Annotated in this window: 24 protein-coding genes; 6 read left to right on the top strand and 18 right to left on the bottom strand. The window is 56.4% G+C overall.

Going from position 1 to position 21,248, the window contains the following annotated elements:
- Positions 1-37 precede the first annotated feature (37 nt).
- Positions 38-1,630, bottom strand: coding sequence for a phosphoenolpyruvate carboxykinase (ATP) (pckA, locus tag WCX72_RS02835; RefSeq protein WP_345970761.1), 1,593 nt, complete (start codon positions 1,628-1,630; stop codon positions 38-40).
- Positions 1,631-1,958: 328 nt separating this feature from the next.
- On the opposite strand from pckA, the gene WCX72_RS02830 reads away from it, so the two are divergent.
- Complete coding sequence (locus tag WCX72_RS02830; RefSeq protein ID WP_345970760.1) at positions 1,959-2,249, top strand: c-type cytochrome; 291 nt, start codon at positions 1,959-1,961, stop codon at positions 2,247-2,249.
- Here the strand turns inward: WCX72_RS02830 and WCX72_RS02825 are convergent.
- Positions 2,233-3,423: a HAMP domain-containing sensor histidine kinase gene (locus tag WCX72_RS02825; RefSeq protein WP_345970759.1), complete on the bottom strand. Its 1,191-nt coding sequence runs from the start codon at positions 3,421-3,423 to the stop codon at positions 2,233-2,235. The genes WCX72_RS02830 and WCX72_RS02825 overlap by 17 nt on opposite strands.
- Complete coding sequence (locus tag WCX72_RS02820; RefSeq protein ID WP_345970758.1) at positions 3,371-4,039, bottom strand: response regulator transcription factor; 669 nt, start codon at positions 4,037-4,039, stop codon at positions 3,371-3,373. Before WCX72_RS02820 ends, WCX72_RS02825 begins: the two co-directional genes overlap by 53 nt.
- A gap of 38 nt (positions 4,040-4,077) precedes the next feature.
- On the opposite strand from WCX72_RS02820, the gene WCX72_RS02815 reads away from it, so the two are divergent.
- Both WCX72_RS02815 and WCX72_RS02810 read left to right on the top strand, forming a co-directional pair.
- The gene (locus WCX72_RS02815; protein WP_345970757.1) at positions 4,078-4,674 is read left to right on the top strand and encodes a hypothetical protein; all 597 of its coding nucleotides are present in this window, start codon (positions 4,078-4,080) and stop codon (positions 4,672-4,674) included.
- A 102-nt stretch (positions 4,675-4,776) separates the two neighbouring features.
- Positions 4,777-4,995 (top strand): hypothetical protein, encoded by a 219-nt coding sequence (locus tag WCX72_RS02810; protein WP_231020326.1) that lies wholly within the window; start codon positions 4,777-4,779, stop codon positions 4,993-4,995.
- On the opposite strand, the gene WCX72_RS02805 is transcribed toward WCX72_RS02810, so the two are convergent.
- Positions 4,992-6,377, bottom strand: a complete 1,386-nt coding sequence (locus tag WCX72_RS02805) for a Na+/H+ antiporter NhaC family protein (RefSeq protein WP_345970756.1) — start codon at positions 6,375-6,377, stop codon at positions 4,992-4,994. The genes WCX72_RS02810 and WCX72_RS02805 overlap by 4 nt on opposite strands.
- Entirely contained in the window at positions 6,374-6,940 is a 567-nt protein-coding gene (locus WCX72_RS02800) for an acyl-CoA acyltransferase (protein WP_345970755.1), read from the bottom strand. The genes WCX72_RS02805 and WCX72_RS02800 overlap by 4 nt, the downstream gene beginning before the upstream one ends.
- A 173-nt stretch (positions 6,941-7,113) precedes the next feature.
- On the opposite strand from WCX72_RS02800, the gene WCX72_RS02795 reads away from it, so the two are divergent.
- Positions 7,114-7,773, top strand: a complete 660-nt coding sequence (locus WCX72_RS02795; RefSeq protein WP_345970754.1) for a hypothetical protein — start codon at positions 7,114-7,116, stop codon at positions 7,771-7,773.
- A gap of 62 nt (positions 7,774-7,835) precedes the next feature.
- Here the strand turns inward: WCX72_RS02795 and WCX72_RS02790 are convergent, their stop codons facing one another.
- The 6 genes from WCX72_RS02790 to WCX72_RS02765 all read right to left on the bottom strand — a co-directional run bounded on the left by WCX72_RS02790 (position 7,836) and on the right by WCX72_RS02765 (position 13,894).
- Positions 7,836-10,040: an AAA family ATPase gene (locus WCX72_RS02790; protein WP_345970753.1), complete on the bottom strand. Its 2,205-nt coding sequence runs from the start codon at positions 10,038-10,040 to the stop codon at positions 7,836-7,838.
- 10 nt (positions 10,041-10,050) lie between these two features.
- Positions 10,051-10,932, bottom strand: a complete 882-nt coding sequence (gene glyQ / locus WCX72_RS02785) for a glycine--tRNA ligase subunit alpha (protein WP_345970752.1) — start codon at positions 10,930-10,932, stop codon at positions 10,051-10,053.
- A 66-nt stretch (positions 10,933-10,998) separates the two neighbouring features.
- The gene (locus tag WCX72_RS02780; RefSeq protein WP_345970751.1) at positions 10,999-11,424 is read right to left on the bottom strand and encodes an NUDIX hydrolase; all 426 of its coding nucleotides are present in this window, start codon (positions 11,422-11,424) and stop codon (positions 10,999-11,001) included.
- A gap of 38 nt (positions 11,425-11,462) precedes the next feature.
- Positions 11,463-11,996, bottom strand: coding sequence for a hypothetical protein (locus tag WCX72_RS02775; RefSeq protein WP_345970749.1), 534 nt, complete (start codon positions 11,994-11,996; stop codon positions 11,463-11,465).
- 140 nt (positions 11,997-12,136) lie between these two features.
- Entirely contained in the window at positions 12,137-12,667 is a 531-nt protein-coding gene (locus tag WCX72_RS02770; protein ID WP_345970748.1) for a hypothetical protein, read from the bottom strand.
- Positions 12,668-12,739: 72 nt separating this feature from the next.
- The gene (locus WCX72_RS02765) at positions 12,740-13,894 is read right to left on the bottom strand and encodes an aminoacetone oxidase family FAD-binding enzyme (protein WP_345970747.1); all 1,155 of its coding nucleotides are present in this window, start codon (positions 13,892-13,894) and stop codon (positions 12,740-12,742) included.
- A gap of 77 nt (positions 13,895-13,971) precedes the next feature.
- Here WCX72_RS02765 and rimO point away from each other — a divergent pair, with 77 nt between their 5' ends.
- Positions 13,972-15,291: a 30S ribosomal protein S12 methylthiotransferase RimO gene (gene rimO / locus WCX72_RS02760; protein WP_345970746.1), complete on the top strand. Its 1,320-nt coding sequence runs from the start codon at positions 13,972-13,974 to the stop codon at positions 15,289-15,291.
- Positions 15,284-16,297, top strand: a complete 1,014-nt coding sequence (tilS, locus tag WCX72_RS02755) for a tRNA lysidine(34) synthetase TilS (RefSeq protein WP_345970745.1) — start codon at positions 15,284-15,286, stop codon at positions 16,295-16,297. The genes rimO and tilS overlap by 8 nt, the downstream gene beginning before the upstream one ends.
- On the opposite strand, the gene WCX72_RS02750 is transcribed toward tilS, so the two are convergent.
- From WCX72_RS02750 to WCX72_RS02720, 7 genes are read right to left on the bottom strand one after another with little or no spacing between them, the layout of a single operon-like run.
- Positions 16,245-16,754 (bottom strand): cell division protein ZapB, encoded by a 510-nt coding sequence (locus WCX72_RS02750; RefSeq protein WP_345970744.1) that lies wholly within the window; start codon positions 16,752-16,754, stop codon positions 16,245-16,247. The genes tilS and WCX72_RS02750 overlap by 53 nt on opposite strands.
- A complete protein-coding gene (locus WCX72_RS02745) occupies positions 16,754-17,251 on the bottom strand; it encodes a hypothetical protein (RefSeq protein ID WP_345970743.1) in 498 nt (165 codons plus the stop codon). Before WCX72_RS02745 ends, WCX72_RS02750 begins: the two co-directional genes overlap by 1 nt.
- Positions 17,241-18,026 (bottom strand): hypothetical protein, encoded by a 786-nt coding sequence (locus WCX72_RS02740; protein ID WP_345970742.1) that lies wholly within the window; start codon positions 18,024-18,026, stop codon positions 17,241-17,243. The genes WCX72_RS02745 and WCX72_RS02740 overlap by 11 nt, the downstream gene beginning before the upstream one ends.
- Positions 18,013-18,861, bottom strand: a complete 849-nt coding sequence (locus tag WCX72_RS02735) for a tyrosine-type recombinase/integrase (protein WP_345970741.1) — start codon at positions 18,859-18,861, stop codon at positions 18,013-18,015. Before WCX72_RS02735 ends, WCX72_RS02740 begins: the two co-directional genes overlap by 14 nt.
- 5 nt (positions 18,862-18,866) lie before the next feature.
- Positions 18,867-19,520 (bottom strand): lysophospholipid acyltransferase family protein, encoded by a 654-nt coding sequence (locus WCX72_RS02730; RefSeq protein ID WP_345970740.1) that lies wholly within the window; start codon positions 19,518-19,520, stop codon positions 18,867-18,869.
- Position 19,521: 1 nt separating this feature from the next.
- The gene (miaB, locus tag WCX72_RS02725) at positions 19,522-20,829 is read right to left on the bottom strand and encodes a tRNA (N6-isopentenyl adenosine(37)-C2)-methylthiotransferase MiaB (protein WP_345971509.1); all 1,308 of its coding nucleotides are present in this window, start codon (positions 20,827-20,829) and stop codon (positions 19,522-19,524) included.
- Positions 20,830-20,850: 21 nt separating this feature from the next.
- Positions 20,851-21,093 (bottom strand): HP0268 family nuclease, encoded by a 243-nt coding sequence (locus WCX72_RS02720; RefSeq protein ID WP_231020309.1) that lies wholly within the window; start codon positions 21,091-21,093, stop codon positions 20,851-20,853.
- Positions 21,094-21,248: the final 155 nt, after the last annotated feature.

Below are 21,248 nucleotides of genomic sequence, written 5' to 3'. Positions count from 1 at the left end.
AGAAGGAAAGGTCAACGGGGAGACCCCCGCCCGTATATCAGGACTCGATCTTCGGTCCGGCTTCGTGGTAGTCGAATTCGTGGCCGCTACCCTCTTCGTATTTGTGGAAGTTGTCGATGAACATCGCCGCCAGGCGGTCGCGAGCGGCATCGAACTCCGCTTTGTTGTCCCAGGCGTTGCGCGGATTCAGAACCTTCGGATCGATATCGCCGAGGGCTTTCGGCACTTGAAGGCGGAAGGTGCGCGTCGTATCGAACTCGCAGTCGTTGATGGAGCCGTCTAGAATCGCATTGATGCAGGCGCGGGTATCCTTGATGCTCATGCGGCTTCCGATGCCGTATGGGCCTCCCGTCCAGCCGGTATTGACCAGATAGACATTGACGCCGTGTTTGTCGATCTTCTCACCGAGAAGCTTCGCATAGACCGTCGGGTGCAGCGGCAGGAATGCTTCGCCGAAACAGGCGGAGAAGGTCGCGACCGGCTCGGTAATCCCGCGTTCGGTACCTGCAACCTTGGCCGTATAGCCGCTGAGGAAGTAATACATCGCCTGCTCTTTGGTGAGCTTGGAGACCGGGGGCAGTACACCGAAGGCATCCGCCGTCAGGAAAATAATGTTTTTAGGATGCCCGGCCATCAGGTTCTGCTGGCGGTTCTCGATGTGCTCGATCGGGTAGGAAACGCGGGTATTTTCCGTTTTACTGCCATCACCGTAGTCCACCACACCCTCTTCGTCGAAGACGACGTTCTCCAGCAGGGCACCGCGGCGGATCGCCGCGTAGATCTCCGGTTCGTTCTTCGGATCGATATCGATGACTTTGGCGTAACAACCGCCTTCGAAGTTGAAAACCCCTTCATCATCCCAGCCGTGTTCATCATCACCGATCAGCGCGCGGTTCGGGTCGGTGGAGAGGGTCGTCTTACCCGTACCGGAAAGCCCGAAGAAGAGCGCCGTATCCCCATCCTTGCCGACGTTGGCGGAACAGTGCATGGCCATCTTGCCTTCAAGCGGCAGCCAATAGTTCATCATGGAGAAGATCCCTTTTTTCATCTCCCCGCCGTAGAAAGTACCGCCGACGATGGCGATGTTTTCTTCAACGTTGAACAGGACAAATACCTCGGAATTGAGCCCATGCTCTTCCCACTTTTCATTGACAGCTTTACAGGCATTGAGCAGTGTGAAATCGGGGGTGAACCCTGAAAGCTCCTCCGCCTGCGGCACAATAAACATGTTGCGAACGAAGTGAGACTGCCATGCAATTTCGGAGACGAAGCGGATATTGCGGCGGCTGGAGGCGCTGGCGCCGCTGAAGAGATCGTTGACATAGAGCTTTTTGCCGGAAAGCTGTTCGATGGCGACGGCATAAACCTCATCGAACACCGCTTTGGAAACAGGCTGGTTTACGTCGCCCCAGGCGATATACTTGTTGGAAGGCTCTTCAAAAACAAAGAATTTGTCCTTGGGACTGCGGCCGGTAAAAATACCGGTATCGACCGTGGTCGCGCCGCTGCTGGTCATATGACACTCACCGTTCTTGAGCTCATGATCGATCAGATCGTCCATGGAAAGGTTATAAAAAATCTCTTGGGTATTCTTAATGCCTAATGCTTCCAGTGCTTCCGCATTTATCATCTTGTCTGCCTTCTCTCTTTTGCTGTTCTTATATGGTATTTAGCCCACCGTTTGCTTTCGCTTAAGACACTGTGTGCGGGCTTCATACAAAAACGAAGTGTGGAATTATACGTCGTTGAAGGCATAACCATCCTGAAAGAGAGAAGTTAAGCTGCCCCATTCGGTTTCAAAGAGCCCTTCTCCTGCCCCAATCTCCCTTATTATAAAGGCGTTGAGCATACGGGCAATTTTTCATCAGCCGGCAGATTATTTGCCACTTTCCTAGGCTTCACAATCCCTCCACAATGATTTTCTATACTGCCTGTATCAAAACATTAGGAGATACACAATGAAAAAGTCACTGTTACTCATCACCATCCTCGGTGTCGCGCTCAGCGCGGCGGACGGACAGGCTCTCTTTAATAAATGTGCCGCCTGTCATGGTGCCAACGGCGAAAAACATGCCCTGGGTAAAAGCAAAGTCATCAACACGATGACACCCGCCGAGATCGAAACTGCCCTCAACGGCTACAAGGACGGAACATACGGCGGATCGATGAAAGCGCTGATGAAGGGGCAAGCTGCCTCCCTGGACGAGACGCAGATCAAAACGATCGCCGAATTCATCGGGGCCAAGTAAGCCTGAACGCCGTCACTTTCCCCTCTGTTTCCACCGCGATGCGGATACGGTAGCGCGCTGCAATCTGTGCGACAAGGTGAAGGCCGATACCGAAACCGCCCCGGCTCTCGTCGGCCCGGGCGAAACGCTCAAATATATGAGAGAGTTTCGCTTCGGGGATCGGTACCCCGGTATTGGCGATCTGCAGAACATTCCTCCCGATCTCTACCGATACTTTCGTCTCCCTGTCACTGTATTTGACCACATTTGAGAGCAGATTATCTATCAGGCGCGCTGCCAGTGTACGGTCCATGACGACCCCCATCGGTGCACTGACACTGATATCAAGCTTCAACCCTTTCGCATCAAAACGGGTCTGGAAATACTCCAGGCGTTCATGCACAAAAGCCTCCATATCAATCGGAACGTCTTCGATACGTACATCACGGCGCAGCAGCAGAAAGGTCAGATCATCATAAATCGACCCGATCGTCCGCGCAGCCGTTTCAATACGGGCAATCTTTTTACGCTGTTTTTCATCCAGTGCCACCGTATCAAGACGCTCGACATTCGTCAGGATGGCCGTCACCGGCGTATTGAGCTCATGGGTCGTATCCTTGATAAAACTGTCGAGCAGCGCCACCGCCTCTTTCATCGGACGGAGGAAAAGTCGTGACAGTCCCACCCCGGTCAACAGCAGCAGCACAAACAAAATCGCGCCATACATGGCCGCGCTGCGCCAATAGAGCTGACGCCACAGCCCGTCGTCCACCGTCATCATCACCGTTTTGCCGTCTTTGAGTCCGTAGGAACCCATCGGTATGATCAGGTAGATCATGCCGGTGCTTTCGTGAATACCGGGTGCGAAATCCGGCGGCGGCATCGGCAGATTGCCTCCGACCCGTTTGCCCCCAAGATAAAAGGCCGTGTCGTAGGCGGGGTCCTCCGGAAAATCCGCCCGTTCTCCCTGCATCCATCTGATCAGGTTCGGCAGGTAGCTCTCCCCTTCGAGCTGCATCGCCAATCGGTGTGATGAGAGCATTTCCGCCTTGGAGGTCTGAAAGTAAAGCAACCCCAGCAGTGCCAGGATGGCAAGCCCCATCAGGGTATAGAGCAGGACAAAAGCGCGGAACGTCCGGTTCTCAGCGAAACTGATAGCCCGTACGTTTGTGACTGATGATACGGTCTTTGCCAACGGCACTCCTGAGGGTTTTGATGTAGGTGCGAAGCGCCTCCTCGCTGGGGCTCTCGTCAAAGCCCCAAAGGTGCGCGTTGATCACTTCGTGGGTCACGACGTCACCGCGGCGCTGCAACAGCAGTTCCAGGAGTTTTCGCGGTTTTTCGGCCAGTTTGACCGGTTCCCCGTTGTCGTAGAGCAGTGCGTTTTGCAGGTCAAAGGCCAACCCGTTCCCTAGATCCATCTTTTCGCTCACGGGGTGGGAGAAGCGGCGGCGGAGCATGCTCTGGACCCGCAGCAGCAGCTCCTTGAGCGAAAAAGGTTTGCGGACATAGTCATCCGCACCGCTCTCGAACCCCCGTTCCGCATCGGCGGCGCTGTCGCGCGTCGTCAGGAAAAGCGCCGGGGTCTCAACACCGCGTTCCCGCGCCTCCCTCAGTACCTCGAAACCGTTCTTTCCCGGGACGTTGACATCCAGAATCAGAAGATCGAAAGTGCGCTCATAAAGCTGATCTTCCGCGCTCTCGCCGTCGAAACAGCCGACTACGTCAAAGCCCTCCTCTTCAAGGTATTCACTCAGGGTTTCATGCAGAGCCGTATCGTCTTCGAGCAGCAGGATTGTCGCATTCTTCATACGGTTGATTGTATCAGGATATGGTAAAATTGTCGACAATGCAACGAACGCTCATCCGGTTACTCCCGCTTCTTATTATCCTGCTTGTTACGGGCTGTGCCAAAAAACCGCTGCCGGAGTCCGTGCCCGACCCCATGACGGAAGCGTATCTTCTTGAGCACATGCAGGTCTCCTATCCGGAAAGCAACCTTGTCAGTATCGTGCCGCCAAGCCGGCTCTCCTCCCCCCGTTTTCTGGGAGAGCGTGCGGCCATCAGTACGACATTTACCGTCCAACTCACCCTGGACGATGCGGGCGAAGTGACCGACATCATTCCCACGCGCTATCTCCTCCTTTTCAGTCTCAGGGCAACTGCCTGGGGCGGGTTCAAAAAAGCCATCGATACTGCCGGAAAGCAGCATGATGTTTTCCCTTATACCTCCCAAATCCGTGACGGGCTCTATTACGACAACTTTTACATCAGCGTACCGAGGGAGTGGCTGGAAGCAGCAGCCCAGACGGAAACGACCCTGCTCTTCCTGGGGCCCAAAGGCGAGCTCACCGTTTCCATCCCGCCTGTCTACCCAAAAGCCCTGCTGCACTATATCGATAGCGGAGCCTTCCACACTGCTGCCGCTGCTCCCGACAACGAATAGATCCTTTTTCTCCGCGTCGGCTCCTGCCGTGTTCTTCCCCGTTTTTTTGCATTTTGAAAACAAATCCGCTACAATGAACAAAACCGAACAGGAATGCGGAAAATGACCCTGGTACGCAAAAACAACCGGTCTCTCTCCTACTACAAGATCGTCCTCTACCCGACGCTATTCAACGATTATCTTGTTATCCACCACTGCGGGCTTCACTGTTCAAAATCATCCAAAAAGCATTACTTCAGCAGCAAAAAAGAGGCTTTGCTCGGTTCGCTCAACATCATCTCCGCCAAAAAAGCGGAAGGCTTCGAACTCCTCTCCTCCTAAAGCCCTTCGATACCGTATCCTGCCGCCAGGAACATCAGAAGCGCTGCGCCTCCGGCCAGCAGTGCATAGGGCAATTGAGTCCGTACATGGTCGATGTGATCACACCCCGCCGCGAGGGAAGAGATGATCGTCGTATCGGAAATAGGAGAACAGTGGTCCCCGAACACCCCGCCGGAGATCACGGCACCGATCAGCAGCGGCATATAGCTCTCCCCCGCGGCCCCCATTACCACGGCAATGGGCAGCATCACGCTGAAAGTTCCCCAGCTTGTCCCCGTCGCAAACGCCATGATCGAGGCCAGTACGAAGACGGCAGCGGGAAGCCAGGCATGGGCCATCCCCTCCTCCAGGAAACCTGCAAGGTAGCTTCCGGTCCCGACCAGATCGATCACCTTCCCGATCGCGAAAGCAAATAGCAAGATCGCGGCGATCGGGATCAGTGCACGCGCTCCGCTGACGGCTGCGTCCCAGTACTCCTGCCACGATATAGCCTGTTTCAGACGGTATTGCATCGCGATCCCTCCCAACGTCAACAGCATCGTATAGAAAACGGCACTGCTTCCGCTTCCTTTGAGCAGATCGCCGCCGCCGGAAATCCATAAGAAAAGGAAAACCCCTGCCACCATCAGCAGCAACGGAACGATCATCAAGGAAGCATCACCGTGCCGTCCCTCCTGTTCATAGGGCCCATGCTCTGCACTGCAGCGTCGCATCGGCCCGATATCCCACTCAAACCAGATCACCGAAAAGGTTAGCACGAGTGCAATCATGGCGTAGAAGTTGAACACCACAGAATGGACAAGGATATTGACCGCATCCCCGTAGAGATAGCCCGCGGCGATCTGCGTCGTAATCAGCCCCAGCAACAGCGCCCCCCAGCCGTTGATAACGAGCAGGGAACAGACTGGTGCCGCCGTGGAGTCGCAAACGTAGGCCAGTTTTTCGCGGCTGAACCCGAAACGCCCCGCCAGGGGTCTGCCGATGGCACCGGCGATCAAAGAGGTAATGGAGGATTCAATGAAAATAACAAGCCCTGTCACGTAGACCAGCAGCAGCGCGCCGCGCCGAGAACGGAGCATCTTGTAACGCTCCTGTAGCAGATGGACGAACCCGTCAATCCCGCCCGATCGCCGCACAAGCTCCATGACCGATCCCACCAAAACGGCGAATCCGAGGGTCTTTAATATCCACGGCGTCGTAAAGAGCCCGGCAAAAAGCGCTCCTATTTCGATGACAGCCGCTGCCGGATCGAAATGGGTATAGACCAGAACCCCGGCCAGGGTGCCGACCGCCAGGGAGAGCAGCACCTGCCGTGTCAGCAGAGCCAACACGATTGCCGCACCAGGCGGCAGCAGTGAAAAAATATCAGGCGTGTAGGTCACAGGGCCATCTGCAGTCGTTTGATACCGGCCCGCCCGAACTGATCGTCGTAAAGCTCGCTTCGCTTCTCGTCCATCACTTCGAAGCCAAGCTTTTCATAAAGGATCTGCGCGTCCGAAGAGCCTATTTCCACCATCGTTTGTGCCTTCCGGTAACCTTTCAATCGCGCGGAGAGCAGGCTCTTTTTGATCAACTCCGCAAAGACGGTAAGGGGGTTGTACCCCTCATTCACTGTCATAAAATCCACGACCCAGGTCTGGCGGTCAATCTCCGGTTTGACCAGCAGAAAAGTAGCGATCCGTTCCTGGTAGCCTTCATCGACGCCCAATTCGGCCAATGCTTTCGTAAAGACGTCATGGGTCGCCACCCGGGGTTCATACCCGCAGATCGTTCCGGCCACGGCACCGCCGGACACCGCAAGAAGAAAATTGCTGTAATGGCAGTAGCTTTTGGTTGTAGACAGCGCCAAAGCACGCAGATGCTCTTTCAAAGCCCCGTTATCCGACGTTTCGAAAATCAGGTCAAAAATACCGATCTTCTTCCCGGCCCTCGAGCTTGTAAGCATAGCGTCTGCTACGATATCAGCGTCATTTTCCGTCGCTTTTCTGACACTCAAATTCATCTGCGTCCCTGCCGTCTATGTTATGATGTAATCACCATTTTATCGTTATGAGGTAAGTGTACCACGAGATGTTACGTTTTGCAAATATGATTTATCTGTTTTCTTATGTGATAAGTGTGACAGTTTACGCGCACGACCAGCTTCTGCTTGTCGTGGCGGAAGACATGAACCGTTCCACTGCACTCCTGCAGCGTTACACCGCTGTTTCCAGCGGATGGGAACCGGTCGGCGAAAGGGTTCCTGTCAACCTCGGTCGAAACGGACTCGGCTGGGGTATCGGGTCCATAGCGCTGCCCCACGCCCCCTCCGACCCGGTCAAACATGAAGGGGACGGTCGGGCACCCGCGGGCATCTTTGCCCTGGGTCCGGTCTTCGGCTATGCCGACAAAACCGCGTCAGCCATGCCCTACCTCCGGGCCACGCCGGACCTCGTTTGCGTCGACGACAGCCGCGCAGAAGCCTATAACCGCATTATCCGCGTTCGGCCGGGACACGCCTTCGGAAGTTTTGAGTGGATGCGGAGGGAGGACGGGCTTTACCGGCAGGGGGTCGTTGTCGAACACAACAGGGGAGCCGAAGCCGGACGCGGCTCCTGTATCTTTTTGCATATCGAAAGAGGCGCCGGTGCCGGTACGGCCGGATGCACGTCGATGCCGGCAGAGGCGCTCGCAACGATCATCCGCTGGCTCGACCCGGCAAAGAGCCCCTTGCTTGTGCAGATTCCCCGTAAAAGTCTGCCCGACGCCCGGCACTATTTCAAAGGCATCGGCGAATAGTCCCCACCCGCACATTCTGCAGTTTCGGTCAGCCTAATGCATTGCGCTGAACCCCGAATCTTCTATTGCACGTCTGCCAGATACTGCAGCACCGTTCGGCGCGATACGGTTTCCCCCCGAAGCAGGGCACGTGCAAACCCGTCCGTCTCACCGACGATCAAGCAGTGCTCTTTCGCACGGGTGATCGCCGTATAGAGCAGTTTCCGGTCCAGCATCGCATAGTGACTGAAGGTCAGCGGCATCGCGACAGTGCCGTACTCCATTCCCTGGACTTTGTGCACGGTCAGGGCGTAGGCAAGCATCAGATGGGAGGTGAGTTGTGTGTAGTCGTAGCAGACGACCATCTCCTCCAGAGGATAGACGACGTAGACCTGCTCCGCCTCCTCGTCGATCCGGAACAGCAGCCCCAGCATCCCGTTGAAAATACGGTGCTTCTCCGAAGGGGCTTCCGCTTTGTACCCCTCCTGGCTCCAGGCGGGCATATTGTCGTTTTTCGTGTGAACGACCTTATCCATCAGTGCAAACCGTCTGTCGCCCCGCTGAACCGTCTGGCGGGGAGAGGGGTTGAAGTAACCCTGCAGCACCCGGTTGAGGTTTTCGGTGCCGAGGGTCCCGCCCTTCATCGGGCTGATCACCTGGAAAGCCGTCAGATAGGGATAGAGCTCTTTGGCTTTTAGGTGTTCGCGGCAGACCGGGATCATGCCCACCGCCGCTTCCGCCAGGGCAGCCAGCACCGCACCGGCATGCGCCTCACGGTCGGGAAACTCCCGCGAAGCGATCGGCAGGAAACGGAAGTCGTCGTACTCACCGAAAAGTGCGGGGATCTCGCTGTGTCGCACGGCATCGGCGATGGCCGGGATCGCCTGTGTCTCGCTTTGGCGGTAGATCTTCGTCAACGTCACCACCGGCATCAGTTTGAAACGGATGATGTCACCCAGCACATCCCCCGCACCGATCGGCGGGAGCTGTGCGTCGTCGCCGACAATGATGAGCGTCGCATCGCGGTGGCACTTGCTGAGCAGCCGGGCGAAAAGCGGCGCGTTGATCATGGAGGCTTCATCTATGAGGACGACCTTGTAGGGCATATAGTCGCGCTCTTCGAAGCGCACCAACAGGCTCTGAATCGTCGCACTCTCATACCCGCTCACCTCTCCGATGCGCTGCGACGCAATCCCGCTGAGCGCACAGGTGATCACCTGTTCACGTCCATGCCGCAGTGCCAGGAGGTCCAGCAGCAGCTTCGCCGTCGTACTCTTCCCCGTCCCGGCATACCCTACCAGACAGAGCAGCCGCGTTCCCCCATTAAGCGTCTCGAGCGCTTCGCGCTGCTCCGCCCCCGGCGTAAAGGACGCCTTCGCCAGAAAAGCCTCGAGATCCCGCGTTAAAGGTTCGTCGCGCCGTTTCAAACGGCGACGGAACTCCTCATAAATGAAGCGTTCGGCCTCGTACAACCGGACAGGTGCGAGCAGCTCCCCGCTCAACGGGCGGATCGACTCCTCCGCGATATGCTCCGCCAACACAGCTTCATAACGCTGCGACACGGCACCCTCCTGTAGCAGGGTATCCAGCTCCGCGAACAGCTCTGCTTTGCCCAGGCAGCTATTGCCTTCACGTTCGCAGCGCTGCGCGATCGCATACTCCATGGCGCAGGCGAGACGCCGTTCATCCACTTTGGGCACCCCCATTTTCAGTGCCAGCTCATCGGCGCGCCTAAACCCGATTCCCTCCACATTCGTCAGAACATAGGGATTCTTCCGGATTGCCGCAACAGGGTCCTTAACCTCTTTCATCGCCCCGGCAATCGTCGTCAACATGGCGGGGGTCACGTCGTAGGGGGCCAGAAGGCTCCCCAATTCCCGCATGGAACGGAACTGCTTCCAGCGCCCCTGGATCCGTTCCAACCGCTTCTGTTTTATCCCCGCAAACTCCGTCAGTTTTTCGATATCGTTGTCGAGGATGTCAATGAGGCCCTCTTCGCCGAAGCGCTCGATCAGCTCCGCGGTCACCTTCTTTGGGAATCCCTTCACGACACGGTTGAGAAAGAAAAAAAGTTCATGCTGGTTGACGTTGAGGGTATGGAATTTGAAGGTACGGCCGTATTTGGGATGCTCGACGTATTCGCCCTCAAGGGTTACGGCTGCGTTTTCGATGCTGGCGACACTGCTCTCGAAATAGTGGCCGCTGATCTTTTCGCCCGTCCCGAGTACGCCGACAAAGAACCCCTCGTCCTCGTAGAAGATCTTCTCGATCTGGCCGATGAGTTTCATGAAAGAGGGGTTACGCCTTTACGCGTGCCAGCCGCTCAGCTTCCTGGGCTTTGTAGAGCTCCGCGCACCCCTTGGCCAGTTCACGGATCTTGAGGATGTAGTTGGCGCGTTCGGTCTGGGAGATCGCCTTGCGTGCGTCGAGTGTGTTGAAGGTGTGGCTTGCCGCCATACAGAGGTCGTAGGCCGGCAGGGGAAGTTCCGCATCGAGGGCACGCTTGCACTCCGCAGCCTTCGCATCGAAGTCGGCAAAGAGCATCGCCGTGTCCGCCACTTCGAAGTTGTACTTGGAGAACTCGATCTCCCCCTCTTTGTGGATATCGCGGTAGAGTGTTTTGCCGAATTCGTTTTCGTTCCAGACGATGTCAAAGACCGTATCGACGCCCTGAAGATACATCGCCAGGCGCTCCGTGCCGTAGGTAATCTCGACGGCGACGGGGTCGCAGGCGACACCGCCGACCTGCTGGAAGTAAGTAAACTGCGTCACCTCCATCCCGTTGAGCCAGACTTCCCAGCCAAGGCCCCAGGCCCCGAGTGTCGGAGATTCCCAGTTATCCTCGACGAAACGGATGTCGTGCTCTTGGAGATTCAGTCCAAGGTACTCCAGGCTTTTGAGATAAAGTTCCTGGATATTGTCCGGGCTCGGCTTGATCAGGGCCTGAAACTGGTAGTAGCTTCCCAGGCGGTTGGGATTCTCGCCGTAGCGCCCGTCCGTCGGACGGCGGCTGGGGGCGACATAAGCCACCGACCACGGCGTCGAATCAAGCGAACGGAGGAAAGTCGCGGGGTGGAAGGTCCCCGCGCCGGCCGGGATATCGTAGGGTTGCACGATATTACAGCCTTGTTCTTTCCAAAATTGCTGCAGTTTGAGCAGCAGGTCACTAAATGTCAACATCGCTATCGCCTTGAAAAAAATTACGCCATTATAGCCACTCCTTTCTGAGGCATCGATGGCGACGGCTCAGTCGGTCACGCACTGCTTCCCTGAGAGGTAGTCTTCCATGATGCGCTGATGATCAAAGACCAGCGGCAATGCGTGCGCTTCATCCCGGGATACGACCCGAACCTCTTTCGCATCGTCAGCCGCTCGCGGCACCCCCGTTGCCCTGCAGACGAAAACGGCCGATACCGTATGAAAACGCGGATCGCGGGCGGGATCCGAATAGACCCCCAGCAGCCGATCCACCTGCACCTCCAGGCTGATCTCTTCATGCATCTCGCGGCACACCGCCTGTTCGACCGTTTCACCGATATCGACGAATCCGCCGGGGAGAGCCCAACCATAAGGTGGGTTTTTCCGCGATATCAGCACAATGCCGACAAAACGCCCCTCACTGTCAAAGAGCTCAACGATGCCGTCGACACTTACATACGGCGTTTCGATCATCGGAAGTATCCCTTTGGCATTTCATTGCAACGGAGCATCTATTGCCTCTCTCCGAACTTATAGATGACGGCCAGAAAGAGTTGAGAAAAGTCACGGATACATTGATCATCGCTCCCTTCGTCGACATCGCCATACCGTCCGCCTGCCTGCAGCCACCATCCGCCAGAAAGAGCCACATCAAGCCCGCCTTCCGCGCCGTAATAGAGGTTGACGTTCGTCCGCCCAACGGAATTCGCACCCCCGAAGGCCGCACCGAAAAAGAGATCGAATGTTTTGGCCATACGGTAGACGTACTGCAGTGATCCGCCGATACGTCCGGCGTAGTTGTAATCGTCAGTGTGCCAGATAGCTCCATCGAGCAGAAATCGGACGGCACCCTCCTCGCCGCCCAGCTTCAAACCAACATACCCTGTTGAAACGTTTTCGGACACGCCCCCCGCCGACCCGGGAGCATTATAGTTCGTATCAATATAACCTGCTTCCACACCAAAAATGGAGGAGAAGCTGTTCTCTTTGGCCATGATATACGGACCGACAGCGAGTAAAAGCCCCAAAGCGCTTTTTCGAATCATTCTATGTTCCTGAATCGTGATGGAAAGTACGGTCTCGATAGCTTGTTACTATTCCTCTGAGACAGAGGAGGAAACCGTCGCATTATGAAAAAATGCTTGTAGATGCAGTGCAGCGGAGCTACCGCTGCACTGACAGCGCATTAATAATCGCTGTCGAATTTGAAGATTGCAGAGACGTATCCCTGTACAAAGTCTGTAATAACCTTATCTTTGTTCGAGTTCGCCACATCACAAAAGCGTCCGCCCACTTCGATACCAAAGCTGTCGCTCAGGTTAAGGTTGAAACCAAGGTCACCACCGTAGTAGGGATCAACGTCCGTATCACCCGCAGAGTTGATCACACCGCCGTTGAGACCCATGAAAATATTGAACACATCCCCGATCGGCAGAAGATACTGCAGCGACCCGCCGACCTTTCCGGCTTTCTTGTACTGGTCATCCGCATACCAGAAACTGCTGTCGATAAATACGCGATAGTGGCGGCTCTCCGCCCCCAGTTTAAGACCGCCCGACACCATACCCACTTGACTTGTTTGCGTCCCCGCGGTACCCGGCGTGTTGTACTTCGTATTAATATAACCGACTTCCACACCGAGAAGACCTTTTGCGTCCTCGGCATAGGCATTCATTCCCATAACCAATAACGCCGGCAGCATGATTTTTTTAAGCATAGTACACCTTTTACTACAGTATAACACCTGCTGTGTTTCCCTGATTATACCCACTGCGATTTTAACGCAACTTTAAACCGCCGCGATGTGATCCGCCGCACACCGACCGCTGGCGAAGGCCCACTGGAAGTTGTAGCCGCCGAGTTCTCCCGTCACATCAACGACCTCCCCGACAAAGTAGAGCCCCCTCACCGCCCTGCTCTCGCACGAGAAGGGCTGGAGCGCTCCGCAAGCGATCCCTCCTTTGCTTACTTCCGCTTTCGTAAAACCGAAGGTTCCTGCCGGAGCGAACGTATAGGTGTTAAAAGCCTGCAGCGCCGTTTTTTCTTCCCGGGTCACGCTGCTGCAGGGCTTATCATCCACCCCCAGTACGGCGAGGAACTGTGTGACAAAACGTTTAGGCAGGGGCAAGGCGGTGGCGATCTTTTTGTTGCCTTCCCTTTTCAGCAGGCTTTCGACTGACCGGCCATCAAGAAAATCGATCGAGAGCGTCCCCTTCTCCCAGTAAAGCGACGCGGACAAAACGGAGGGACCGCTGATACCGCGATGGGCGAAGAGCATATCTTCGCGCAGACGCTTCTCTCCCACGCTTATCGTGACCGGAAAACTGATTCCGGTCAACGCTTTCATCCAGAACTGCTCTTTTTGCAGGGTCATCCCCGCCAGTGCCGGACGGAACGGCACCGTTTCGATCCCGAAGCTTTCCGCAATCTTCAGGCCGACATCCGTCGCCCCGACGGAGGCGTAGCTCACACCGCCCGTCGCGACAATGACGTTGCGCGCGTTCAGTATCCGCTTGTCAGTCGTGACAAGGAAGCCTCCCCGCTCTTTTCGGACACCCTCGATCCTCTCAGCAAGAAAAAAACGGGTCCCGGCAGCAGATTTCACCAGGGCATCGATCATCTCCTGTGCGCTGCGGGGGCAGAAATAATAGCGCTTTTTACGGACAACCGGCTCACACCCCCGCATCCTCACCCATTTCAACAATGCATGCCCGTCAAAGCGTTTTAGGATGCTCCTTACCAGTGTCTCATCCCCGAGATAGTTGTGTTCAGAGACCGAGACATTGGTGAGGTTGCACTTCCCGCCCCCGCTGATACGGATTTTCGCCCCGGGTTTCGCATTGCCCTCAATGACACAGACGGAGAGACCGCCCCGTTCGCTCAGGCGTGCCGCGGCCATCAGACCCGCCGCGCCGCCGCCGAGAATGGCTACATCAAACTCCACGCGTCTCCTTTCGCTATAATTGCGTAATTATAATAAAGGGTACGGGGAAAACCGCTGTGCCCTCTCACAGGCAAAGCATGAGTACAAAAAAACTGCATATCGTCTCGTTGGGATGCACCAAGAATCTTGTCGACACCGAAGTCATGATGGGACGGCTACAATCATATGAGCTGACCCAGCAGAGCGAAGACGCCGACGTCATCATCGTCAACACCTGCGGCTTCATCGATGCGGCAAAGGAGGAGTCCCTCAATACGGTCCTGAGCCTCGATGCCGGCCGTAAAGAGGATTCGGTACTCGTCATGGCCGGCTGCCTCAGCGAACGCTACAAAGAGGAGCTGAGCAAAGAGCTCAGCGAAGTCGACATCTTCACCGGCGTCGGCGACTATGACAAGATCGACGAGCTTCTGGCGGCAAAGCAGAGCCGCTTCAGCGACGAAGTCTACCTCATCGACGGCGCCGAGCGCGTTGTCACCGGCTCGACTTACCACGCCTACGTTAAACTCTCAGAGGGGTGTAACCAGAGCTGCTCTTTCTGCGCGATTCCCTCTTTTAAGGGCAAGCTCCACTCCCGTACACTGGAGAGCATCGCCGCCGAAGTCGAGGGGCTAGTGAAGAAGGGGTACTTCGACTTCAGTTTCATCTCCCAGGATTCCAGTTCCTTCCTGCGTGATCAGGGTTTCAAGGACGGGCTTGTCCACCTCATCAAGCGCATCGAGCTGATCGAGGGGGTCAGAAGCGCACGTATCCTCTACCTCTATCCCACGACGACATCGATGAAGCTACTGGAGACGATCGCGAAGTCAAAGACCTTCCATAACTACTTCGATATGCCGATCCAGCATATCGACGACGCCATGCTTAAGATCATGAAACGCGGTGCCGGCCGGGAGCAGACGGGGAAGCTGCTCGATTACATGCGCCGGCTTCCAGAGAGTTTCGTACGCACCAGCTTCATCGTCGGCCATCCCGGCGAAACAGAGGAAAGCTTCAAGACAATGTGCGACTACGCCCGTGATTTCGGTTTTGACCGTATCAACGTCTTCGCCTACTCCGACGAAGAGGGGACAAGCGCTTTTGAGCGTACGGACAAGGTCGCCCCGGAGATCATTGCGGAACGCGCCGAGATCCTGGGCGCCATCGCCGAAGAGGCGAAGCTCGCCTCCCTCCAGGAGATGGTCGGCCGCGAGATCACCCTTGTTATCGACGGCGAAAGCGACGAGCACGAATACCTCCTTAGTGCTCGCGACCTGCGCTGGGCCCCCGAGATCGACGGCGAGATCTACGTCAACGACAACGCCCTCGACGAAGAGCTCTCCTTCGGTGTCCCCTACCGCGCCAAGATTACCGAACTCGTCGGAGGGACACTGACGGCGACCGTTACGGGCCATGCTTGAGGCCAAAACCCTTCCGCTCCTAGCGAAGGGAAAAAACCTGCTGGCGTTCTCCGCCGGCATTGACTCCACCGCCCTGTTTTACCTGCTGCTGCACGAAAAGATCCCCTTCGATATCGCCCACGTCAACTACCATACCCGCGAACAGAGCGATGCAGAGGCCGACCATGCCCGCGCACTCGCCGCACAGTACGGCAAACAGTGCTACGTTCACGACTGCGGTGAGATCTCCGAAAACTTCGAGGCGGAGGCCCGCCGCATCCGGTACGGTTTCTTTGACACTTTGATGGAGGCGTACGGTTATGACGTCCTGCTGACGGCACACCAGCTCGATGACCGGCTGGAGTGGCTGCTGATGCAGTTGTGCAAGGGGGCCGGGCTGCCCGAGCTGCTGGGGATGGCCCCGGTCACACAGCGTAAGGGATACCGGCTAGTCCGCCCTTTACTAAGTAGCACAAAAAACGACCTGCGATCCTGGCTGGACACGCAAGGCTACCGCTACTATCAAGACAATTCCAACGGTGACCCGCGCTATAAACGCAACCGCTTCCGGGAACAGTATGCGGGACCGCTGCTGGAGCAATACCGCAGCGGAATTCAAAACTCGCTGGAGTTTCTCAGCCGCGATGCAGCGGCCCTGCCGCCGCTGCCCCTTCCTGCCATCGAGACGGAGTTACTGATGTATACCGGTCGGCAGGAACGTACGGCGCTGATGCGCGCCGTCGACCGTTGGTTGAAGCAGAGGGGGTACCTGCTCCGCCAGGGGGAAAAAGAGCGGATGATAACCGAAAACGATCTGCTCATCGGGCGCCGTTACGCACTGAGCATCACACCGCAATGTACCTTGGTGACGCCGCTGACAGCGCGAACGATGCCGAAAGCCTTCCGTGAGGAGTGCAGAGTGCTGGGGATCGGCGCGAGCGTCCGCCCCTATCTCTGTGCGAACAAGGCGTACTTTAACGCCGTGAAGAGCGCGCTGGATGCGGCAAAGGGCGAAGCGCGAACGTGACCCGTACCGCCCCGCGGTCGGCCTGCATGGAAACAGAAGGCCCGACCTTCAAAACCCATGGTGCCGTATCGAGGCTGCCGATCAGCGTATAAAATGCCATCGGGGTTTTCACCCGCGCCGCGATCTCAAACCCTCCATCCGTTGCCGTTACGCTCACCGTGGCATCGCCCAGTACCGTTGCAACCCACGCCTGAAGCTGTGTAGCATCAATACTGTTCTCGAAACGCTCCGAAAGCCGGGTATCTTCCGCGGCCAGTTGCTCTTTTGCTTCATAAAGGCGGTCATATTCCATCTGAAGCCTGTCGCTGTGCTCCACCGCACGCTGGACGTCATCCTGGAGTTGCAGGTAAGCTTTCGTCTCCGGGATCAGCACACCTATCGTCACGCCGAGGATCAGGAAAATGACCGCGAAAAGCGAAAGGGTCAGTTCAAAGCTCGTACTCTGGCGTCTCAGCATCACTGCAACCCTCCCGTCACGTTGAACCGGAGAGTAAACCTACCGGATCTCTCCGAGGCGGAGGCCAGAACATAGCGTCCCGAAAGCCCCCGCTCGAGGTCCGCCTTCAGTGCGTCGAAACGGCGGCATGTCCCTTCAAAAAGGATCTGCTTCTCATCATACGCGAAACGCGACAGCACGGCGTCGTCGGGAATGCGGTCGAGCAGATCATAGAGCTGATCCGCCAGGAGCTTGTCCATGGCCACGATCTGCTGCCACACCACCTTTTTCTTCGTGAACTGCGCCTGCTGGGCCTGCAGCTGCGCCGTCTGCAACAGGATCGTCCCCTGGGCATGCTGCTCTTTCTGCGCTGCAGTGCGCAGCTCCCCGTTCATCAGGTGTAAGGAAGCCGATGCCGCCAACAGGAGAGCGACCAGGATAGCCCCGCCGACCCACACCCGGCGGACAGCGGCTGTAAAGGGGCTTTTGACCGCCTGATCAATAAAACTATAATCCATAGCCGTTCTCCTTCATACACGTTTGTGCGCAAAGCGCGGCGGCATCGACCATGCGGTTCTGCGCCTCGACCAGCAACGTCTCTTCCAAGGCCGCTGCAAGTTCCTCTCCCGACCCAGTGGCGTCGAGGATATAAACGGCCTCGACAAATTCTCCGCGGCAGCACGGTTTGCCATAGTAGGTATCAAGCGTCGTCGTGATTTTCTCCACCATCGGCGCCGCGGAACCGTTCCCGTCACAGCGATACTGCTCCGCGAAACGCAAATGGCTCTCTTTGACAACCGCAAGGCTCATCCCCCCGGGCGTAATCAGCACATAAAGCGCATGCGCACCCGCCATTGTCGATTCGAAATAGGCATGCAGCACGGCAAAGGGAGTGTAAATGGCATCGGGTGCCAGATCCGCATATCCCGCCTGGATACCGTAAAGCACCTCTTCGTCGCAGTAGTTCATCCACTCTTCATCGATACAGAGCGTCCGGCTCCGCTCGACGATCGGAGCCATCTCCTTCGCCTTGGAGAGTGAACAGGTCGGCAAAGCACCGCACCGTTCATGATCGGTCAGTACGGCGATGTAGTTATAGGGCGTACGATCAACCGCTTCTTGCAAAAAGGCGATTGCCTCTTCGTCCAGGCCGGCGAAGAATACCCGCTGCCGCACCTGAACCTCTCCGCGTCTCGTCTGCGTCATGACACCGATCTGCAGCGTGTCGTTATGCGCATAGAGGCCGATGAAGACCTTGTCATAAAAGCGGGCGAGAAAATCAGCCAATGCCATCGGTCTCCTTGCACAGCGGATGGGCGATCCGGTAATGCTTCATTTTTAGGGCACTGCCCAGTTTCGTATAGATCTGCGTCGTTGCCATCGACGCATGGCCCAGCAGTTCGCTCACGTCGGCGATCCGGGCATCATGATTGAGCAGTTCGGTCGCATAGGCATGACGGAGCTGATGCGGTGTCACCTTCAGGCCGACCCGCGCAAAGGCCCTGTTAACGAGATATCTTAAACTATTTTCGCTTAAACGCCTACCGTTACACTCGCAAAGGAAAGTTCGTGGAGCACACGTTTGCCGGTGGGCCGTTATCGCCTCAGAGGCGGCAGGCGGCAGCGGAACATCGCGGACCTTGTCTCCCTTTCCGCGAATGCGCACCCACTCCCGGCCGATCTGGTCGAGGCTTAAGCCGTGCAGTTCCGAAAGGCGCAGCCCGAGGGTATAGAGCAGGACCACCACCAGCCGTTCCTCCGGTTCGGCAACCGCGAGGGCTTCCATGATATGCGAGTGAGAGACAGGTTTGGGAAGAGTTTTGGGGACTTTGATGCTTTCGTCCGCGCGGAGTTCCACCGCCTGCCCCTGTTTTTTCAGGTAGGCGACGTAACTGCGCCAGGCGCTGAGTTTCTTCGCGATCGTCCTGGGCTTTTGCGAAGCGATCATCAGCCGGTAGGGCATCAGGTCGACGACCGAGATGCCTGACTCATCCGCCACTTCGACCCGGGGGAGGGCCTCCCGGAGCGCCTCGTCGTAACTCTTGACCGTCAGATCCGAATAACCCCGGATATCCAACAGATAGTCAAGAAAGTCGAGTCGGTTTTGGACGAGGTCGGCTTTGGTCATTTTTTCTACTCCAGTGCGTGTTCCATCAGTTTCGATTTTACCACGTCTTTGGCCGCGTCCAGTTCCAGCCCATTCAGATCGATCGGCTCGGAGGCGTAGAACGCCAACCGGCCGAAAGGTTTCGGAACGACGAAGCGGTCCCAGCTCTTCAGACGCCAGCAGCGGCTCGGCACGCAGTTGAAGACAATGACCTTCGCCCCGGTCTTCTGCGCCATGGCGACGATCCCGTCCGCTACTTCATAGCGCGGTCCTCGGGGGCCGTCGGGGGTGATGCCGATATCCGTCCCCGCTTTGAGGGTGCGCATCGCCGCGATCAGCACCTTCGCGGCCTTGCGGTTGGAAGATCCGTGGATGGTGCCCAGGCGGAAAAAGCGCATCACCCGCGCGATAATTCGGCCGTCAAAATGGTCCGAGATCATGACGTTGGCATTGGGGATCTTGCGGAAACGGTAGTAGAGGTAGGGCATCAGCAGCAGGTCCCCGTGCCAAAAGGCGAAAATGACGGGGTCCTCCGGCACATGCTTCGGAAGGTTGAACTGTTTTTTGGAGGTATGATAGATAACACGGATCAGCAGGGCGCCGATCGGCGGGAGGAGCCAGAGACCCAGCTTCTGAAGCAGCGCCTTCTTGAACGACTGTCGCTTCGTTTTTGCCGCCATCTTATTCGCCGACCAGCTCCCCTACCTGGCCCATGCGGTAGGTCTGGGTAATGCGGACGTCCGCGAACTGCCCCAGCAGCTCCTCGCTGCCTTTGACTTTGATCAGAATATTGTTGTCGCTGCGCCCGGCCACATAGCCGTCGCTGCGCAGTTCTTCGAAATAGACGGTGAAAGTTCTGCCCAGATACGCTTTGCACTTTTCGTCCAGCATCGCGTCATGCATGCTCTGCAGGCGCATCAGGCGCTCCGATGCGACCTCCGGGTCGACCGTTTCGCTGTACTCCGCCGCTTCGGTCAGGGGACGGGGGGAATATTTGAAACTGAACATCTGTTCAAAGGAGGATTTGCGGACGACTTCCATCGTCTCTTCGAAATCCGCCTCGCTCTCCCCGGGGAAGGCGACGATGACGTCAGTACTGATGCTCACATCAGGCACCATCGTCCGGAGCTTCTCGATGCGGTTGAGGAACCACTCCTTGGTATAGCCGCGTTTCATCGCTTTGAGAATGGGTGTCGAGCCGCTCTGCAGCGGGACGTGGATGGACTTGCAGATCTTCGGGTTGGAGGCGAACTCCCCGATAAACTCATCATCCATATGAAAAGGGTGCGGCGAGGTAAAACGGATACGCTCGATCCCCTCGACGGCGCTGACGCGGCGCAGCAGTTCGGTAAAGTTGATCTTTTCATGCTCCCCTGAAAAACGGCGGCCGTAGTTGTTGACATTCTGCCCCAGCAGGAAGATCTCTTTGGCGCCGGTTGCCGCCGCTTTCTCCGCCTCTTTGACGATCAGGTCGGCGGGAATGGAGATCTCGTCGCCCCGGGTCTTGGGCACGATACAGAAAGTACACTGTTTGTCGCAGCCGATAGAGATGTTGATGAAAGCCTTCCACGGCGAACTGCGGAACTCGCTGAAGGCGAACTGGGACTCGTCGTAATCGATTTCCGTCTCAACGGCCTTGTCCCGGTGCAATACATCGGTGATCTTGGAGACGTTGCGCGCCCCCAAAACAAAGTTGACGTAAGGGGCCTTTTTAATGATCTCCTCGCCGAGATGCGAGGCCGTGCAGCCGCATACGCCGATCTTCGCATCGGCCTTTTTCTTTTTGTTGAACGCGCCCAGTTCGGAGAAGAGTTTGTGCACCGGCTTTTCGCGGACGGAACAGGTATTGATCAGGATCAGGTCCGCCTCTTCGGCCGTGTCGCACAGCGCATAATCCTCTTTTTGGGAGAGTTCGGCGATCATATGTTCGCTATCGCGAACGTTCATGGCACAGCCGAGGGTTTCGATAAACAGTTTTTTCACAGGAATGCTTTGGGTGCCCGGGAGGGCTTAGAGGATATGCACTTCGTACATATATTCGTTATCGGCAAGACCGAAACGTACTTCGCGCATATAAACGCTTTTACCTTCGTTCTCGAAGTGTTCCTGCAGTGCCAGCAGGTCCTTGTGCGAGTTTTCACGGTCAAAGTAAAGGATCACAGAACCCTCTTTTTCGACCATTCCCTCGATCTTATCGACATCAACTTTCTTCGGTTTCTTATCGGTGTGACTGCGAGCGATTTTAAGCTCCATACTCATCCTTTCTCCCGCCTCATATCAGCGCTATTAATAATGACGCGATTATAGCCCGCGTTTGATTAAGCATGCATTAAGTTGTATGCTTAGTGGCAACTTTAGTGTTTTTTGGGTATAATACTACCCTTCTATAAAAAACAATCACACCTCAT

Source organism: Thiomicrolovo immobilis, assembly GCF_039645955.1.
GTDB classification, from domain to species: domain Bacteria; phylum Campylobacterota; class Campylobacteria; order Campylobacterales; family Sulfurimonadaceae; genus Thiomicrolovo; species Thiomicrolovo diazotrophicus.
Note: the sequence above shows the minus strand (reverse complement) of the source record. Positions and strands in the feature narration are given on the sequence as shown.